This is a genomic window from Nocardia miyunensis NBRC 108239, assembly GCF_001613065.1.
Classification (GTDB): Bacteria; Actinomycetota; Actinomycetes; order Mycobacteriales; family Mycobacteriaceae; genus Nocardia; species Nocardia miyunensis.
In genome coordinates this window covers 17,594-35,739 of sequence record NZ_BDBQ01000034.1, presented here as the reverse complement: position 1 = coordinate 35,739, position 18,146 = coordinate 17,594, and the positions used below count along the sequence as shown (strand labels likewise).

Here is an 18,146-nt window from a genome sequence, read left to right as displayed (position 1 = left end):
TCATGCGGAGGAAACCAGACGCCGCCAGTCGCCGCCGCGAACTCTGCGATGCGGCCATTCAATTGTTGGCGCAAGAGGGGCCGAAAGGGCTGAGTCATCCGAAGGTCGACCTTCGGGCCGGAGTTCCCAAAGGGACGACGTCGTTCTATTTCCGCACTCGGGAGGCGCTGCTGCTGGGTCTCGCCGAGCGATTGGCCGAACTGGATCTGGCGGACCTGCGATCGGTTGTCGGTCCCGAAACCGTCGACCCGGCCCCGCCGCCGGTTTCCCGGCTGGCGGTGGCCATCACCCGGGCGGTGACGGGGGATGGCCTGCCCCGGACCAGAGCGCGGCTCGCGTTGATGTTGCAGGCGGAACGCCGGTCCGCGCTGGCGCAGGTCTTTCGCCGTAACGCGGAGATCCATGCCGAGTTACATCGGGAAATCGTGGTGAAGTCGCTGCCGCCGGGCGAAGAGGTGGATCCGGACGTCATCGCCGATCTGACGTTCGCGACCCTGAACTTCATCAGCGGCTATCTGATGAGCGTCGCCGGCGACGAATCGGCGGTGCGCAGTGCCGAGCAACTGGACCAGATCCTGATCGGCATCGCCGACGGCGTCGCAGCCCGGTCGCGGCGAACAGCGGGGCAACCGACCCGTTGACGACCGGATCAGTCCGGTGCATCAACAGCACGAACAGAATTGTGCGGCAGTGACTTTCGGATTGCGGCGAGGGCGGTGAGCAGAACCGCGATGACCATGCCGAGCGCGGTCGGGTTCCGCCGATGTCGGCTCGCGCCCTGGCCGCGGGTGTGGTTCACCGCTGACGAAGCCTACGGACAGATCCGTAGGGGGAGGGGGCCGACGGAGACATGAGGGTTGCGACCAGGCAGGGGGCGTTGTGGCGGTGGATGTTCGGGCGGGCGAGCCTGGGCGACCGCGCTACTTGACCTCGGCCCGGATTGGCTCTGAACCGGTGAGCGTGCCAAACGGCTACGAGTGCGGGGCTGGAAAGATGCCTTCTGGAGATGTGGGGTTGCTGGTCAATTACTGTGGCGAGAATTCGTCGGCGTGTCGAATTTGCGACACGCCGAAGTGTTCTGCGGGCACCAGTTCGTTCAGATGCCCCAGGGCAGGCATTAGCCGAGGCGTGTCCAAGCCCTTCGGGTTCGATGACGCCAAGTCTTCTGCAGCCTGTAATACCCCGTATGGGTATCAAGTCGATCCCGTGATTGTCCCGTTGCGTATGTCGAATCGTTGAGATTCACTGGGATACATGAGGAAGTGTCGGGTCGCGTTTATGCAGGTAGGCGCAGGAAAATGCCCCCTGACGGGCTGTCCGCGAGGCCACCGAGATCATGAAGGAGATCATCGGGCGTTCGCTGAAACTTGCCTGACAGGAGGCGGTTTGCGGGGCAGGAGGCAGCCTCCGTCCCGGTTTGGTCCCCTTCCAGATCTGAAAGAGGTCCGTTTCCAGGGTGATACCCCGCTGGGGTATCGCTCTCGGGGCGGATGAAGACGCTCTCGATCGCATCGGTGGCGAAGTCGGGGCGCGACGCCGGACTCGGCACAGTGGTTGCGCGGGTCGGTGGTCGCCTATAGCGAGCAGGTCGAGAAGCGGGTACTCGGATGTGAGCGGATTGGCCGATTATCTTGCTGCCCAAGACATTACGCATTCACCGGTTCGGATCGGGGAGGCGGCTTCCCAGTGGCATGAGCATGCGGAAGCTGAACCGGGCACGGCGGCAACGGAATTCGGGGGATCCCTGATCGTGGTCGGGGGGTGTGGTCAGTCGCGGCCGAGGGCGTGGGCGAGTTGGGATTTGTTCATTTTGGAGCGGCCTTCGATGTTGCGTTGGCGCGCTTCGTTGTACAGCTGGTCGTAGGTGGGGCCCTGTGCTCCGGAGTGGGATCGCTGGCCGCCGCGCCGCTGCGGTGAGATGTCTTCGACCGTGGTGCGGCTGGCGGTGCGTGTTTGTCCGGATTGGGCGCGGTTCTTGTTTACTGTTCGTGCGGCGATCTCTTTCGCGCGTCGGGTGCTGGTTCCGCGGGATTTCTCCGATTCGAGGATGTGCTGGTATTCGCGTTCCTGTTTGTCGGTCCACGCCTGGGGCATGACGTACCTCCTCACATAGCGGGGCCCGTGGTTCGGGCCTGCCCGGAACTAGGGCCGCGATACCCGCTCACCGTCGATCGACACATCCCGGCGGGGGCGAATTACCGGGCGTGGCGCATCGGTCGTGTCGAGAGGCGTCTGATTGGCGGGGGCCGGGGCGGGTAGTTCGGCCGGTGATCAACCGTTCGTGGTGGCCGCCAGCAGATAGGAGTACGGACAGATGGGTTTTCCGGAACAGCAGCAGCGCGTGCCCGGTGTGCAGTCGCGGATGAATCCTCGGCCCGATTGCGGTGAGGACAGCTACCGCGGCACCGGGAAACTGGCCGGTAAGGCCGCGGTGGTCACCGGTGCGGACAGCGGTATCGGACGGGCGGTGGCGATCGCGTTCGCCCGCGAGGGCGCCGATGTGCTGATCTCCTATCTCGACGAGCACGACGACGCCCGGGAGGTCGCGGACATTCTGCGCGCGGAGGGCCACCGGGTGGTCTCGGTGTCCGGCGACCTGTCCGACCCGAAACACTGCCGGGTGGTGATCGATACCGCTGTGCGTGAGTTCGGCAAGATCGATGTGCTGGTCAGCAACGCCGCGTATCAGATGACGCACGAGACGCTGGAGGAGATCAGCGACGCGGAATTCGACTACACCTTCCGGACCAACGTGGGCGCGTACTTCACCCTGGTGAAGGCCGCGGTACCGCATATGCCGCGCGGTGCTTCGATCATCGGCAGCTCATCGGTCAACTCCGATATGCCCTCGCCGACCCTGGCGCCGTATGCGGCGACGAAGGCGGCCATCGCGAATCTGTCCGCGAGTCTGGCACAGTTGCTGGGCCCCAAGGGAATTCGGGTGAACAGTGTCGCGCCCGGTCCGATCTGGACCCCGCTGATCCCGTCCACGATGCCACCGGAGAAGGTCGCGCACTTCGGCGACGACACACCGCTGGGCCGCGCCGGCCAACCCGCCGAACTCGCGCCCACCTACGTGCTGCTGGCCGGTGACGACGGCAGTTACGTCTCCGGAGCCCGAGTGGCCGTCACCGGCGGACGCCCGATCCTGTGACCCGACATCCCTGACCCGACAAGGAGTTACCGATGCCCCAGAATCCCAGCACCACACGCGATTACGGGCGTCTGACCGCCCTCGCGCTGGTCTGCACGCTGAAACCGTCACCGACCCCGTCCAGCAGCGAACTGCTGGCCCGGCAGGTGCTGTCCGAGCTCGCGGACAACGGCGCGGACGGTGAGCTGATCCGCGTCGCCGATCACGACGTGCACCCCGGCATCAGCGTCGACGAGGGCGACGGCGACCAATGGCCCCGCATCCGCGAGAAGGTCCTCGCGGCGGACGTCCTCGTGTTGGCGACCCCGATCTGGCTGGGACACCCGTGCTCCGTGGCGCAGCGGACCCTCGAGCGACTCAACGCCGAAGGCGGTGAGACCGACGATCAGGGCAGACCCTCGATGGCGGGCAAGGTGGCGGTCACCGCGATCGTCGGGAACGAGGACGGCGCCCACAAGGTGACCGCGGACCTGTTCCAGGGTCTGGACGACATCGGCTTCTCCATACCCGCGCAGGGATCGACCTATTGGACCGGGGAGGCCATGGGATCGGTCGACTACCAGGACCTGGACAAGACGCCCGACCCCGTCCGCTCCACCACCCAGGCGCTGGCGCGCAACGCCGCCCATCTCGCTCGGTTGCTACGCGCGGACGCGTACCCGCCGTACGCATAGAACGCGCCGATGAAGCCGCTGATGATGGGCGAGACCGATCCAGGATCGAGAATCCGTGGGGCCCGCGTACTCCGTACGGACGCGGGGACGCATGGCCTCTCCGAGTCGATATGCAACTGGCACAAGGGATCTCGCCGGGCGAGGTGGATCGGTGCCCTCGGCCTCGGTCCTGCATTCGAACGGTGATGCCTTCGATATCGCCGTGAAGCGGGGCCACATCGTCGGGGTGCGCGGGTGCGCGGGCGATCGGATCAATCGCGGGCGTCTGGATCCGAAGGATCTGTTCGGGTGGCGGGGCCACCGCTGACCGCGACCGCCTCACCACCCCGCTGATCCGGGTGGACGGGCAGCTCGTGCCGTGCGACTGGGACACCGCCATGACGCGAATAGTCCAGCACACCAGCGAATTACTCGAGACCGACGGTCCCGGGTCGATCGGCTTCTACACGAGCGGACAGCTGTTCCTCGAGGAGTACTACACCCTCGCCACGATCGCGCGCGGCGGGATCGGCACCAACCACATCGACGGGAACACCCGCCTGTGCACGGCCACGGCCGCGGAAAGCCTGAAGGAATCGTTCGGATGCGACGGGCAGCCCGGGTCGTACGCCGATTTCGACGATGCCGACGTCATCGCCCTGTACGGGCACAACGTCGCGGAGACTCAGAGTGTGCTGTGGGCCCGGATCCTGGACCGGCTCGCGGGCCCGAAACCCCCGGCGCTGTTGTGTGTCGACCCGCGCTCCACGCCCGTCGCCCGCCACGCCACGGTGCACCTGGCGCCGCGTCCGGGAACGAATATGGCGCTGATGAACGCCCTGCTGCACCAGTTGCTCGAGCACGGGTGGATCGATCGCGATTACATCGCCGCGCACACCGTCGGATTCGACGATCTCGCCGCGGCGGTAGCCGACTGGACCCCGGAACGGGCCGCGCAGGTGTGCGATGTCGATACCCACCCATGCCATGCAGATCATGCGCTTGGCCGAGACCGGCGAGCCGGGCATGCTGTGAGTATCGGCGACCAATCCCGCGGTGTCACTTCCGGAATTGGCACGTATCCGGCGAATCCTTAACGGCCGCAGCCTTTTCCTGGTCGTGCAGGACATATTCCTCACCGAGACAGCGGCATTGGCGGACGTGGTGCTTCCGGCGGCGGCCTGGGGCGAGAAGACCGGGACGTTCACCAACGCCGATCGCACCGTGCATCTGTCCGAACGAGCCGTCGAACCACCCGGACAGGCACGATCGGACCTGGCCATCTTCCTGGACTTCGCCCGCCGCATGGACCTGCGTGACCGCGACGCGAACCCGTTGCCGCCCTGGACCGACGAACGCGGCGCCTACGCGGCATGGCAACGATGCAGCGCTGAGCGCCCGTGTGACTACACCGGACTGTCCTACGACCTGCTGCGCGACGGCGGAGTGCAATGGCCTCATCCGGCCGGGCGAGGGCCCGGCGATGACGGACGTCTCTACACGAACGGCGTCTTCTTCGCTCATCCCGATGAATGTGAAAGTTACGGAAAGGATTTGGTGACCGGTGAGCCGTGGGGCGAGCAACGGTACCGCAGCGCCAACCCGGATGGGCGTGCGATGATCAAGACCGCCCCCTATCTCCCGTCACCGGAGCCGCCGAGCCCGGAGTATCCGCTTGTGTTGATCACCGGCCGCACGGTCTACCACTTCCACACCCGCACCAAGACCGGCCGCGTACCGCAACTGCAGTCCGCCGCCCCCGATGCGTGGATAGAACTGTCGCCGCTGGACGCGGAAGCCGCGGGAATCGCGGACAACGACCTGGTCGAGGTCAGCACCGCACGCGGCGCGCTGCGCGCACGCGCCCGGCTGGCCGGAATCCGGCCCGGCGTCGTGTTCATCCCATTCCACTACGGCTACTGGGACATGCCCGACGCCGAGGGCCCCGAGGCCGCACGCACCCGGCCCGCGAACGAACCTCTGTTCAAGACCGCAGCCGCGCGGGTCCGTCGCGTGGGTAGGCCCGCATGAACCCCGTCGGCACCCGCACCTTCAAACCCCATGCCGCCACAACCACCACCGCTACACAGCCTGCGGCTGGTGCATACGATTCGTCACAGGGGCCAGCGGAAGCCCGAGCGCGGCGGCGCTGCCGATGCTGGTGGCCACCACGAGCGGGCTTTCCTAGCGTGAAACCAGGCCTGTGCAACGTCGGGCCCGCTACTGACTAGCTGCGTCCTTCATAGGGCGGTACGGCCGGTTTCGTGTCCTGAGGGGGCAATGTCCCTGACGGTTTGCGAGTTCCCGGATCGCCTGGTTCGCCCAGGACAGGGTTTTCATCTTCCTCGACCGCGCCTTCCGGGCGGTCTACCGGACCGCCTCCAGGCTCCGGCGAGCCTGTGTCCCGGGAGCCGGGTTCACCGCGTTCCTCCTGTGGTTCCTCGTCGATTTCTGGTTCATGGGGATTCTTTTCAGCTGTCATCACTTCGCCTTTCTCGGCTGCGCTCGATGATGAAACCGCCGTACCCGCATCTCGTATGACTAACCATGCCAATCCGGGCCGATGTGAAGATGCTCCACCGATTGGATCGGGTATCGCTGGAGGCCGTTCACCCTCGTTCACCACGCCCCCGACAACCAGCGGTGACAACCGCGAAAACGTCACGGTGACAACAATATTCACCTTACCCATACGAGGTATCGTGCCGCCACGGCAACTCGGCCACCACCGGAGGTGCACTAGAGCCGTTATCTGGACAGCGTTCCTACATCAGGACTGGTGTCTCGGCTTTGCGCACGACATCGGTCAGCCGGGGCGATATTCAGGTCCGCATGATGATCTGCGGTGGGTGATTGATGCGTGTCCCTTCGGGTAGTGCGCGACTGGGTCCGATCCGGGCCTGCGGCGCGAACGAAGCGATGACGACGTCCCGCGCGACTCGCCGCTGGGCAGCCGTCGCGGGAGCGAAGGTGCGAGGAGGAACGTATGAAGGCCGTGACATGGCAGGGGCGCCGCCGGGTGTCGGTGGACGAGGTCCGGGATCCCAGGATCGAAGCGCCCACCGATGCGGTCGTGCGGGTGACCTCGACGGCGATCTGTGGTTCGGATCTGCATCTGTACGAGGTGCTGGGGCCCTATATGAGCGAGGGAGACGTACTGGGCCACGAACCGATCGGCATCGTCGAGGAAGTCGGCTCGCAGGTCAGCGAACTCACGCCGGGAGATCGGGTGGTGATTCCGTTCCAGATCAGCTGCGGCGGCTGCTACATGTGCGCCGCGGGGCTGCCGACCCAGTGTGAAACCACTCAGGTACGCCGATATGGCAGCGGCGCAGCACTTTTCGGCTATTCGAAGCTGTACGGCCAGGTCCCGGGCGGACAGGCCGAATTCCTGCGGGTACCCCAGGCGGACGCCACGCACATCACGGTCCCGCACGGGCCCGGCGACGAGAGGTTCCTGTACCTGTCCGATGTGCTGCCGACGGCCTGGCAGGCCGTGGAGTACGCGGCGGTTCCCGAGGGCGGTTCGCTGACCGTGCTGGGGCTGGGCCCGATCGGTGACATGGCATGCCGGATCGCGCTACATCGAGGTCTGCGAGTCATCGGCATCGATCGTGTTCCCGAACGGCTCGCCCGCGTGGCCGGATGCGGTGCGGAAGTGATCGATCGGTCGGCGGTGGATGGATCGGTGGGCGAGTTGGTGCGCACCATGACCGACGGACGCGGCACCGATGCGGTCATCGACGCGGTCGGGATGGAAGCGCACGGCTCTGTGCTGGCCGAACTCGCGCAACGGTCAGCGTCCTGGCTACCGGAAACGTTGGGCCGCAAGCTGTCCGACACCATCAGTGTGGACCGCCTGGCGGTGTTGAACGACGCGATCGACATCGTGCGCCGCGGCGGCACCATATCGGTGTCCGGGGTATACGGCGGCATGCTGGACCCACTGCCGATGCGGATTCTGTTCGACAAGCAGATCCAGTTGCGCATGGGACAGGCCAATGTCACGCGCTGGGCCCGGGACATCCTGCCCCTGCTGGGCGACGACGATCCGCTGGGTGTGGAAAGCTTTGCCACACATCGGCTTCCGCTCGACGCCGCGCCGGAGGCCTATCGCATGTTCCAGGAGAAGTCCGACGGCGCGGTGAAAATCGTCCTGGATCCCACCGCGGTGAGCTGACCGAGGATCATTCCGTCGGATCTGAAAACCAAAGCGCGGGAATTCGTTCCGAACCGCACCAGCAGATCTCTGCATTGATTTTCGGTGCACGCCCGCTCGAATCCGCGACGACGTGTTCAGGCCCGGGCGTGCTGCAAGCGTTCGGATGGGTGGGCGAGGGAACGTGCATGCCGGTGTATGTCGGCCCACGGGTCGCCTCGTTCGTCGATCCTGGTGGGTACGTCGCGCAATGTGAAGCCGTCGGGCCGTAGTCCGGGATCGTCGAGTTCGTCCCAGTTCAGTGGTGTGGCCACGGGTGCGCCGGGGCGGGCGCGGACGCTGTACGGGGCGACGGCCGTCTGCGCGTAGGCGTTACGCATGATGTCGATGTAGACGCGGTCGCCGCGTTCCTCCTTGCGGGCCTGCACCGTGCGACGCCGGGGATCATCGCGCGCCACGATCTCGGCCACGTCGGCGGCGAACGCTCGTACGGTGTCGAAATCGGCCTCGGCGCGCAGCGGCGCCACGACGTGCAGTCCGCGCGAGCCTGTCGTCTGTACGTAGGTGGCCAGGCCCAGATCGCCGAGTAGGTCGGCGCACGCGCGGGCCTTCGCCCGGACGGCGTCGAAATCGCTGCCGGAGGGGTCCAGGTCGAATACGAGCCGATCGGGTGTGTGGCCCTGTCGTGACAGCCAGGCGTGCAGGCTGAGGCAGTCCTGATTGGCCAGCCACACCAGTGCCGCGCGGCGGTCGGCCACCGGGTGCAGGACGGTTCCGTCCTGTTCGGGGACTTCGGCGCGGCTCATCCACTCCGGTGTCGATCGCCCGAAATCCTGTTGGATGAAACCGTTTTCGTCGATGCCCCGGGGATACCGCCGCACCGTGAGCGGCCTGTCCTTCAGATGCGGCAGCATCACCTCGGCGACCGTGGCGTAGTAGTCGATCAGGTCGCCCTTGGTGATGGCGTCGGCGGGGAACAGCACCCGGTCGGTGTGGGTGAGCGTGACATCGGTGGTCATCGGGGCGTCTCCTTCACCACGTCCTCGGCGTTCTTGTCGGTGCGCAACCCGATGTAGCGCGGGTGCCGCAGCTTGCCGTCGGTCGTCCACTCGGTGAATCCCACCTGAGCGACCACCTCGGGGCGGACCCATCGGGCCGCGGGTGGGCGGGCCAGGCCCCGGGTGAACGGTGGACCGTCCTGTTCCATCCCGGAGAGCCGGTCGTGCAGACGGCGCAGGGTGTTCGTGTCGAAGCCGGTTCCGACCTTGCCCGCGTAGACCAGATCGTGTCCGTCGTGGTAGCCGACCAGCAGGGCGCCCAGCCCGACTCGGCTTCCCTGCGGCGCGGTGTAGCCGCCGACCACGAATTCCTGGTCTCGGACGCACTTGAATTTCAGCCAGCTACTCGACCGGCGGCCCGCGTACGTCGAGTTCATCGATTTCGCGATCACTCCCTCGTCACCGCGTGCGCACGCCTGCTCGTAGGCGGCCTCGCCGTCCCGGATGCGGTGGGCGCTGTATCGCAGCGGATCGGCGAAATCGAATGCCCTGCGCAGCAACCGCTTTCGCCACAGTAGCGGCAGTTCGGTGGTGGCGTATCCGTCCAGGTGCAGCAGATCGAAGAGGTAGTAGAACACCTCGATCCTCGAGGCACGGGCCGCACGGGGATCGGTGATGCCCAGGCGCTGTTGCAGGCGGGAGAAACTGGTCCGCCGTCCCTGGAACGCCACGACCTCGCCGTCGACCACGAAACGGGACGGCTCCTGTGCGCCGAGGGCATCGACCAACTCCGGATAGGTCGCGTCCAGCGGCTGACGATTCCGGGACAGCAGCCGAACCCGATCGCCGTCGCGGAATGCCAGGCATCGCATGCCGTCGAGTTTTCGTTCGAACAGCCAGTCCGGATCGGAGAATCGTTGCTCGGTGAGCGTGGCCAGCGTCGGGGACAGCCATGTCGGAACCGGTTCGCGCCGCAGCCGCGAACGCACCTCGTCCGGCAGCGTATCGATCTGCGCGCCGGTCACGCCAGATCCTCGAGAGCCCGCCCCGACACCACGGATTCCGGGAGGTCGTCCAGCGGGCGGTGCGGCGAGCCCGCATCGGCGTCGGACTTCTTCACCAGCCGCCACGTTTCGTGCTTGCGGTCGCGGATGCGAGTGAGTGCGAAGCCGCCGTGGAGCTTCTCGCCTTGGAGCACGACCGACAGGTGCCCTCGCTCCGGGATGACACCTTCGAAGTTCTCGTACTCCAGCGGGTGGTCCTCGGTGCGCCAGGCCATCCGCTTGTCCTCGGGGTCCGTCGAGGGCCCCTCGGGCACGACCCAGGACACCCCGTCGATCTCCAACCGGAAGTCGTAGTGATCGGTGCCGGCCATGTTCATAGCCGGGCCGTACCCGCTGCACCAACCACGAAACCGAAACCTCGCCTCTGTCGGGATACGGTGCGTCCGCCGGTCATCTCGCGGGTCGGCATCGTGATCGCTCACCGGCCCGTCCGGACGGCCGGATCAGTTTCGGTGGCGCTGAGCGGGCGGGCCAGTTCCTCGAGCGAACGGCCCTCGGCGCGAACTCCGAAGACGAGTTCGACCAGTCCGGCCGCGAACATGGCCGCCGCACCGATGACGAACGCGAGGGCGGTGCGACCCGGATCGCCCGCGGCGGACAGCTTCGAGAAGACCAGCGGTCCCGCGATTCCACCCGCCGCGGTGCCGATGGCGTAGAAGAACGCGATGGCCATCGCCCGGGTCTCCATCGGGAAGATCTCGCTCACCGTCAGATAGGCGGCGCCCGCGCCGCACGAGGCGAAGAACAGTACGACGGTCCAGCATGCGGTCAGCGTGAGCGCCGACAACGCACCGGCATCGAACAGTCCCGCTGTCACCAGCAGCAGCACCGCGGACACCACGTAGCAGCCGGTGATCATCGGTTTGCGGCCGAGGGTGTCCATGAGTTCGCCCAGCAGCAGCGGGCCCAGGAAATTACCGGCGCAGATGACCGCGAAGTAATAGCCGACCCGGTCGTCGGGGACACCGAACGACTTCGACAGAATCAACGCGTAGTTGAACGTGATTGCGTTGTAGAGAAACGCCTGCCCGACGAACAGGGCGAATCCGAGTACGGTCCGGCGTGGGTAATACCGCATCAGCACGGCCGCGATCTCACCGAATCCGGTGGCGCGCCGCTGCCGGACCTCGATGCTCTGATCGCGTACGTCGACCAGGTCCGTGCCGGTGTCGGCGCGGACCTGGTCCTCGATGTCGGAGACCAGATCGTCCGCGTCGTTCTCACGGCCGTGGATGAACATCCAGCGCGGGCTTTCCGGGACGTTCCGGCGCACCACCAGAATGATCAAGCCGAAAATCGCCCCGAGCGCAAAAGTCAAGCGCCAGCCCACATTCGGCGGAAACAGCGCGGTATTCAGCGCCTTCGCGGCCGTCGCCGCCAGATAGACCGCCAGCGTCACCAGGAACAGTTTCTTTCGTCCCAGCCGGTCGGTCAGCCAGCCGAAGAACAGCGCGCCCGCGCAGGCGCCGGCGATGTACAGCGCCGCGGCCACACCCGAGACCTGGGCGGCCGTGATACGAATAACCGCTGTCGGGCGCGGACAGCCGGGTCGCCACGCTGCCGACGACGGTGACCTCGAGGCCGTCGAGAATCCAGACCGACCCCAAGCCGATCACTATCAGCCAATGCCAGTGCGACCACGGCAGACGATCCAGGCGAGCCGGGACGGCCGTCGATATCATGCGCACGATCGATCCGCCCCTCAAGCGCCCTGGAGGCGGATCAACGTGTTCAAAAGCTCGGCTTGTTCGGTGAGCTGATTCTCTGCCGGATCGGCGCCCACGTGTGCCACCAGTTCGCGTCGGCTGATCAAGGCCATTCCGTCGCTGTCACCGGGGGACAGTTGCACCGCACCGGCAACCAGCAGAAGTTGCGCGCCGGGATCACCGGCCTCCAGCAGTCGCCGCAAGTCCTGCGTGGTCACATAGGGTCGCGGATTCTCGGTGGTCACGACCAGCGCATGCCCGACTCGACGGAGCCGAAACACGTTCGAGGCTGCTTTCTGGCTTCCGGCAGGTAGCGGGGAGGTGCTCGAGGGTGCCCCCGAATCTCCGCCGTACAGGTCGCGGCGTTTCATTCACTCCGAAGACCCCGGGTGGAAACGCGGTGTCATCGGGGGCGCCACGGATGACCGAGAGCTGGTTGGCGTTGGTCGAGCCATCCAGCCGGTCGCGAATCATCCGTATTCAGCGGGGTTCCAGGAACGGGTCGGCTTGTTGGTGATGATGAACCGCAATGCCTTGATCATGATGTCACCTCCTTCCTGGGGCTCGGTCGGGAGCGGACGGGGCTTGGGGTACGCCGCAGGGTGAACGGCCTGGGGGTCGCGGCATTGGTCACGATCGGGCGGGTATCACCGCCGCCGATGACGCGCAGAGAGGCGTTCTCGATGAGGGTGGTGGCTGCATCGGTGACCAGATCGTGGGCGACCGCGGCGCCGGCGCAGGTGAAGGGGCCGGAACTGAAGGGCACGAATGGGCCGTGCTCGCTCGGTCGGATCCAGCGGTCGGGTTGGAATGCCGCTGGTTTGGTCCAGTGTTTGTTGTCGTGATGGAGCAGGTAGGGGCTGACGGACAGCAGGTCGCCGGTTTGGAAGGCGATCCCCCCGAACTCGGCGGGATAGGGGACGGGACGGCTGACCATCCAGGAGACCGGCCGGTGCCGCAGGGCCTCACGTACCACGCAGTCGACGGGCCAAGGCCAGGGTGAGCCGGGCGAGTGGAGACTGCCCAGCAGCACCGACCACGCGAGCGAGTAGCCCAGCGGTCCCACAATGGACCGGAACATCAGCACATACAGCTGCGCCACCGTTGTATCGGCGACGCCGTCGGGACAGGCGCCGATCACGGCATCGAGCAGATCCCGCGATTCGGCTTCCGCGGTGCGGCCGGTGGCGCTGCGCCGGTCCCGGATCTGCTCGTTCAGCGCGGTGGACAGCTTGGCGCGCAGCAGCTGCGCCCGCGCCCGCTGCGTCATTCGGGCCGGGCGAAGCGCGCCCACACGTGCATTTCGCTCCAGTAACTGCCGCAACTCGGGAGAACCATCGGGGTGCAGCAACACGTCCGCGGTGCACCGATACACCAGCTCGACCCCCGCTGCGGGCCAGCGGGTGACCGACGGCATTTCGGTCACCGCCGCCGCCAGGGACTCGCGATACCCGGGCGTATGCGTACGCAGAATCGCGCGTACCGCGCGGCCGAAATCGACCTGAGCAGACCGCGAAGGCAGCATAGAACCGAAGAACCCGGACTTCCCCGCATTGAAAGCGCGGTCACTCAACACCGTCAGCGCCAGACCCGTATCGCCGACACACCACCCGCCCCACGGCAGCCCGAACACCTCTACCGGGCTGGTTCGGCGCAGATTCTCGAGGAAACCCAACGGATCACGCCGGAACCGGCGCATCTCTGCAAAACCCATCGGACGGTCCTCTCATAGAGAGGGTGAGCGGTTCATCAGATGTTTTTCGAGCGGAGTTATCCACTGGCTGTGCGTACAAACGCGCATCAAGCATAGTCTCGACCAATTTTTTAATTTTACAAGCGAGGCCGTGGCGGGTCATCGAGGTCTAACCGGTGCAAACCCGATCCGCCTCGGCGAGGGTTTCCGTTGCCAGGCGCGCGTACATGAACATGTCGCGGCGTCGATTGCCGACCTTCTGCCACGATCTGAGGAGCCCCTCGCATTCGAAACCGGCTCGCTCCGCAGTGCGGATCGAAGCGCGGTTCCAAGGTTCCACATAGAGCTGGAGCCGTGGGATATGCAGCTCTTGCAGCGCCCAGAGAGCCACTGCTGCCAGAGCATCCGCGGCGACGCCGTGGCCGCGGGCAGAGCGGACCACCCAGTAGCCGAGCGATGCGCGGCCTTCGTCGATGTCCTTCAACCACAGGCCGATACTTCCCACTGGTGTGTTGTCCCGTCGCCGGACGATCACCATCGGGTATCCGGTTCGATCGGTCGCTCGTTGCCACTGGCGTTCGACAAACCGCGTTGCGGCCTCGCGCGAGGAGGTCGCCGGCGCCATGGTTATAGGAATCAGGTCGTCGGCAGAGGCTTCCCGAACAAGCTCGAGGTCTGCCGCGGACAACGACCACGGGCGGAGCTCCAAGTCTGCGGTGGCTCTCAGATGCGGTACTCGCAGAGCATCGTCCATGGTCAGCCTCCCCACACAATATGCACAGGATATCGGCCCGGTGTCACCCTCACCACTTCCATTTCCGAGTACCGCGGGCACACGCCCTGATGAATTCGACGATCAACGCGCGGGCCGGTCCAGCCGGCCGCGAATAGCGGTATGCCGAAGTGCCCCCACGGGTGGAATACAGCCTGCCCCGCTCGCTTCGAGCAGTCCCGTATGTTCGTGATCTGCCCCCGCTCAGGGGCCATACGGATCGGAAGCGGGCCGCCCGGACAATCCGGCCGCTTGGGGCTTCCCGCCGCTGGTCGGCCTCGGCGGAAGCATTCGGTCACGAATCACGGACCGGCGAGCAGATCTGCTGGATTCACAAGCGGCACTTGAGATTTCGCGCCGTGTCGGCCGCTGGGCTCTGGCTCTCGCGGACTTGGTCGGCCCTTTTGGAGCCGGTTACCGGGCGGTAAAATCAGCAACCGTAATCAGAGCTTGCGCCGACCCGATGCCGTCATCACCAACGCCGAAGGGACGAGATACGCATGAGTACACGTGAGACCACGACTTTGTCGGCGCAGTTGCGCGCCGTCCTGGCTTTGACCAATACCGAAATCCAAGTCGCTGACACCCGGATCGCGCAGGCCCGCACCGAGGCCGCCCGCCGCGCATTGTCCGATAACGCGGACAATGCCCGCGACCGTGCCCGCGCTATCGAGGCGGCCATCCGTGAACTCGGAGGTGTTCCGGAACTGGTCGCCCCGTTCCTGGGACGGGGCGCTGCCGCGATCAAGGCCGTGATCGAGCAGGCCCAGCCGTTCGATGAAGCCCTGCTGGGAGACCTGGCTCTCGAACACCAGCTCCTGGACCGCGCCCGCTACATCATGGCCTTGGCGACCACCGCCGGACGCACCGAGGTCGTGGCATTGGCGCAGCGATTGATCACCGCGCATTCGGAGACAGTCGACTGGCTGACCACCGTGCTGGCCGAGGAGGCCCTGGGCGGACCTGCCGCGCTGCGCCACACCCCACTGCAAGCGGGCGCCGGCACGCTGGTGAAGCTGGTCAACCTGCCCGTCAGCTGGTCCGCCCGCGGCCTGGACCGGGTACTGGACACCGTCCGCACCGCTCCGCCCGCGCTGGGTGAGTTGCTCGCCCAGGGCGCGCACGCCGGTGATGTCGCGGTCAAAACTCTCAGCGCCTCCCGGGATGCGGCGCTGGAAACCGCCGAACAGGTCGCCCGCCGTGAAGGTGCCGACACCGCGGCCGGGGCTTTGCGTTCGATCCGCACCGCCACCGGCACCCTGGAAGCGGGGGAGTTGCCCATCAGCGACTACGACGATTTGACCGTCGCCCAAGCGTCCGCGGCGATCAAGGAACTCACCGAACCCGCTGATATTCGGACCATCCTGCTCTACGAGCAGGCCAACAAGGACCGCCACGGCGTGGTCGCGGCGCTGCAATCGCGGCTCACGACAATCGCCCACGAAGTCGCCGGTCTGACCTGACTTCACCACACTCGACCGGCCGAATGGTCCTGGCTCGGCGTCAGCGTTTTCGCGGCACCGCCAGATGCGATCGACGGACCTCCGTGCTCCACGTTCCACCCCTCATGATCGTCACGCGGCGAGTCCAGATTCGCCCTCGAGTCACAGAGTCGGTGTTCGAGCATCACCGACACGCCCGAAGGTATGGCTGACACCTGGAGTCTCGGCGATCGCCACGACCACGGCGGCGCTGCCGACGCCGATGGCCATCACGAGCGAGCTCCCGGCTCCGGCGGGTGGGGCGCGGTCGCTCCTGATCGCGGTGGACCCAATTATGATGGCGCGCTTGCACACAGGCCAAGGGATTCGAGCGCTGATTTGCGGGTATGCGGCCCTACGTCGCTGGTTCGAGCAGTGTGTTCAGCACCTGATGCCGGTGACGTCGGTCGACGAAGGGCATGTCACCCTGCACGGTGCTCCGAAGGCAGGCCCTTCGTCACCGCCCGACCCGATTCGCGCTGACGGCCACGGTACTGAGCGCCATCGCCGGTGCCGCGGCGATTTCCTCTACGGCTTGTGCCGGGTGCAGCTCAGCGCGCGGCCGTCATCGGCGGCGCACCACTGCTGGTAGCCCGAGGTGAAAGCGTTACCGCCCCACTTGTAGTGGTCGTCGCGCGGGGGCGGAGTGCGGGGGATATAGCTGGCCGCGGCGTTCACATCACCGCTGCCGGAGTACGCGATGTGCTGCGGGTACGGGTAAACCGGCCGCTGGTATGCGGGCGCGCCGCTGGTGGTGGTGCCCGTGGCCCCGGTCAGCGCATTGCTCGGCCCGGTGTTCGCATACTTCGACGCGATCACCGCACCGGGCCTGCGCCCGTGCTCGGTCCACTCCATCAGCGGTGTGAGCAGATCGAATTTGTTCGGTCCGTAACCGTTTCCGCAGTGGAAGACGCCGGGAAACAGATACAAACGGTAGAACTTGTCCGCCGCGGTCTGCCCCATCGTGTCGATCAGCGCCTGCCGGTAGGTGATCGAGCCGACGGTGGGAATGTAGCCGTCGGACCAGCCGTGCCAGTGGATCAGTTTGCCGCCGCGCGTGGCGAACGCGCTCAGGTCCGGATCGGTGGCGTCGTACAGCCCGCCGACCTCATCCTGGAACTTCTTCAGATTCGCCACGGTGAACACCGAGGCGTCGACCGACGCGGTGGGGTCGGCCTGCCAGTGGCCCAGCCACCGCAGGAATCCGCTGCCGATCTTGTACGTGAATGTCGAATCCCGGCCCTTGCCGTCCGGGGGGACGATCAACCCGACCCACTGCCCCTCCGAGCCGATCGGTTCGCCGCCGGTGTACAGGTGGGTGCCATCAGGCGCGACCACACCCGCGTAGATCTTGCGCGCCACCTCGACCTGCTCGCGGGTCAAGCAGTTCGGATTATCTTGTCCGGCAGGGCAATTCAAGCTCGCGGGATCGAACTTGCAGTCGCGCGGATCCTGGATCGTGCGGTCGTTCGATCCCGGATCAGCGCACGCCTCGATGACCGCGGCGTGCAGCACGTCCACCTTGGCCGCAGGCAGGATCACCGAGCCGTTGGATCGGAAGTCGACCGTGGACAGATACGCCTCTTCGAACCCGTTGAGCGCGGTCTGGTTGAACGCGGGCGCACCGGCCAGCACGCCGTCGAAGTCACCGGGATAACGTTGCGCCTCCATCAGCGCCTCACGGCCGCCGTCGGAACAGCCGTCGTAGTACGAAAAACGCGGCATCGCACCGTAATACGTCGCGGTGATCGCCTTGGCGGCGAGGGCGAACACATGCTCGGCCCGATACCCGAAGTCCACTTTCAGCTGCGGGTCCACGGCCCAGACCTCGGCCCCGCCGGTACCGGTATGCCCCTGATCGTCGGTTCCGACGACCAGGGACCCATCGGTGACCGGCGCACAGCCGGTGCTGGCCGGCGGGCCCGACGACAGGTCGACCATGCCGCAGTAGCCGCCGCAGCCCTGCTGCAGGTACCGGCCTCGATAGGTGGTGGTGGGCAGGTGCAACTCGAAGGAGATCTGCCCGCCGACATATCCCTTCACATCGCAGTACTCGAACGAGCGGGCGGCGCTCTTCGCGACCACTGTTGCCGAGGAGATGCCCGTCGGCGCCTGCGCGATCGCTCCGAAGTCGTGCCCGGACAGATCGGCACAGTTCGTCTTGGGCAGCATCACCGGCAGTTCCCGCCCCGCAGGCAAGGTCGTGATCGGCGCGGTCGCGGGTGCGGAGGTGCTGGAACCGCCCGAGCTTCCGCCGTTCTGTGATGAGCATCCGGCCCCCGCTATGAGCAGGGCCGTCGTGGCGGCCAGAACCGGGAGGACTTTCGATAGTTGACGCAGGATCCAACGTTGCCGCATGACCTACCTTTCGGTGCACTCCGAGATCGGACAGCGGTCACGGTGAACCGTGCCCGGCCCGCCGCGATCAATTGGTGAGCGTGTTGTATCGAATCGATGTGCCGGTTA

General features: G+C 66.2%; 13 protein-coding genes and 2 pseudogenes. 6 read left to right on the top strand and 9 right to left on the bottom strand.

Annotated elements, in window-relative coordinates; translation table 11 throughout:
* Positions 1 to 2: 2 nt before the first annotated feature.
* A complete protein-coding gene (locus NM2_RS13715; protein ID WP_067668418.1) occupies positions 3 to 641 on the top strand; it encodes a TetR/AcrR family transcriptional regulator in 639 nt (212 codons plus the stop codon).
* 1,126 nt (positions 642 to 1,767) lie between these two features.
* Here NM2_RS13715 and NM2_RS13710 read toward each other — a convergent pair.
* Positions 1,768 to 2,094, bottom strand: a complete 327-nt coding sequence (locus tag NM2_RS13710; RefSeq protein ID WP_067668416.1) for a plasmid stabilization protein — start codon at positions 2,092 to 2,094, stop codon at positions 1,768 to 1,770.
* A 220-nt stretch (positions 2,095 to 2,314) separates the two neighbouring features.
* On the opposite strand from NM2_RS13710, the gene NM2_RS13705 reads away from it, so the two are divergent.
* From NM2_RS13705 to NM2_RS13690, 4 genes and pseudogenes are all read left to right on the top strand, one after another.
* Positions 2,315 to 3,154 (top strand): SDR family oxidoreductase, encoded by an 840-nt coding sequence (locus tag NM2_RS13705; RefSeq protein ID WP_067668414.1) that lies wholly within the window; start codon positions 2,315 to 2,317, stop codon positions 3,152 to 3,154.
* 32 nt (positions 3,155 to 3,186) lie between these two features.
* Complete coding sequence (locus NM2_RS13700) at positions 3,187 to 3,828, top strand: flavodoxin family protein (RefSeq protein WP_067668412.1); 642 nt, start codon at positions 3,187 to 3,189, stop codon at positions 3,826 to 3,828.
* A 110-nt stretch (positions 3,829 to 3,938) separates the two neighbouring features.
* A pseudogene (locus tag NM2_RS13695) lies at positions 3,939 to 5,838 on the top strand (molybdopterin oxidoreductase family protein).
* Positions 5,839 to 6,793: 955 nt separating this feature from the next.
* Positions 6,794 to 7,987, top strand: a complete 1,194-nt coding sequence (locus NM2_RS13690; protein WP_067668411.1) for an alcohol dehydrogenase catalytic domain-containing protein — start codon at positions 6,794 to 6,796, stop codon at positions 7,985 to 7,987.
* A gap of 116 nt (positions 7,988 to 8,103) precedes the next feature.
* On the opposite strand, the gene ligD (NM2_RS13685) is transcribed toward NM2_RS13690, so the two are convergent.
* From ligD (NM2_RS13685) to NM2_RS13655, 7 genes and pseudogenes are all read right to left on the bottom strand, one after another.
* Entirely contained in the window at positions 8,104 to 8,985 is an 882-nt protein-coding gene (gene ligD / locus NM2_RS13685) for a non-homologous end-joining DNA ligase (RefSeq protein ID WP_067668409.1), read from the bottom strand.
* Positions 8,982 to 9,989 carry a non-homologous end-joining DNA ligase gene (gene ligD / locus NM2_RS13680; protein ID WP_245718012.1) on the bottom strand — a complete coding sequence of 336 codons (1,008 nt, stop codon included), beginning with the start codon at positions 9,987 to 9,989 and terminating at the stop codon, positions 8,982 to 8,984. The genes ligD (NM2_RS13685) and ligD (NM2_RS13680) overlap by 4 nt, the downstream gene beginning before the upstream one ends.
* A complete protein-coding gene (locus NM2_RS13675) occupies positions 9,986 to 10,345 on the bottom strand; it encodes a DNA polymerase ligase N-terminal domain-containing protein (protein WP_084530930.1) in 360 nt (119 codons plus the stop codon). Before NM2_RS13675 ends, ligD (NM2_RS13680) begins: the two co-directional genes overlap by 4 nt.
* A gap of 101 nt (positions 10,346 to 10,446) precedes the next feature.
* Positions 10,447 to 11,734: pseudogene (locus tag NM2_RS13670) on the bottom strand (MFS transporter).
* Positions 11,731 to 11,979 carry a hypothetical protein gene (locus NM2_RS13665; protein ID WP_067668405.1) on the bottom strand — a complete coding sequence of 83 codons (249 nt, stop codon included), beginning with the start codon at positions 11,977 to 11,979 and terminating at the stop codon, positions 11,731 to 11,733. Before NM2_RS13665 ends, NM2_RS13670 begins: the two are co-directional and overlap by 4 nt.
* Positions 11,980 to 12,272: 293 nt before the next feature.
* Positions 12,273 to 13,448 (bottom strand): cytochrome P450, encoded by a 1,176-nt coding sequence (locus NM2_RS13660; RefSeq protein ID WP_218025911.1) that lies wholly within the window; start codon positions 13,446 to 13,448, stop codon positions 12,273 to 12,275.
* A 148-nt stretch (positions 13,449 to 13,596) separates the two neighbouring features.
* Positions 13,597 to 14,181, bottom strand: a complete 585-nt coding sequence (locus tag NM2_RS13655) for a GNAT family N-acetyltransferase (protein ID WP_067668401.1) — start codon at positions 14,179 to 14,181, stop codon at positions 13,597 to 13,599.
* Between the two features lie 518 nt (positions 14,182 to 14,699).
* Between NM2_RS13655 and NM2_RS13650 the strand changes: the two genes are divergently transcribed.
* Positions 14,700 to 15,662: a hypothetical protein gene (locus NM2_RS13650; RefSeq protein WP_067668399.1), complete on the top strand. Its 963-nt coding sequence runs from the start codon at positions 14,700 to 14,702 to the stop codon at positions 15,660 to 15,662.
* A 546-nt stretch (positions 15,663 to 16,208) separates the two neighbouring features.
* Here the strand turns inward: NM2_RS13650 and NM2_RS13645 are convergent.
* A complete protein-coding gene (locus NM2_RS13645) occupies positions 16,209 to 18,038 on the bottom strand; it encodes a tannase/feruloyl esterase family alpha/beta hydrolase (protein ID WP_067668397.1) in 1,830 nt (609 codons plus the stop codon).
* Between the last annotated feature and the right edge of the window lie 108 nt (positions 18,039 to 18,146).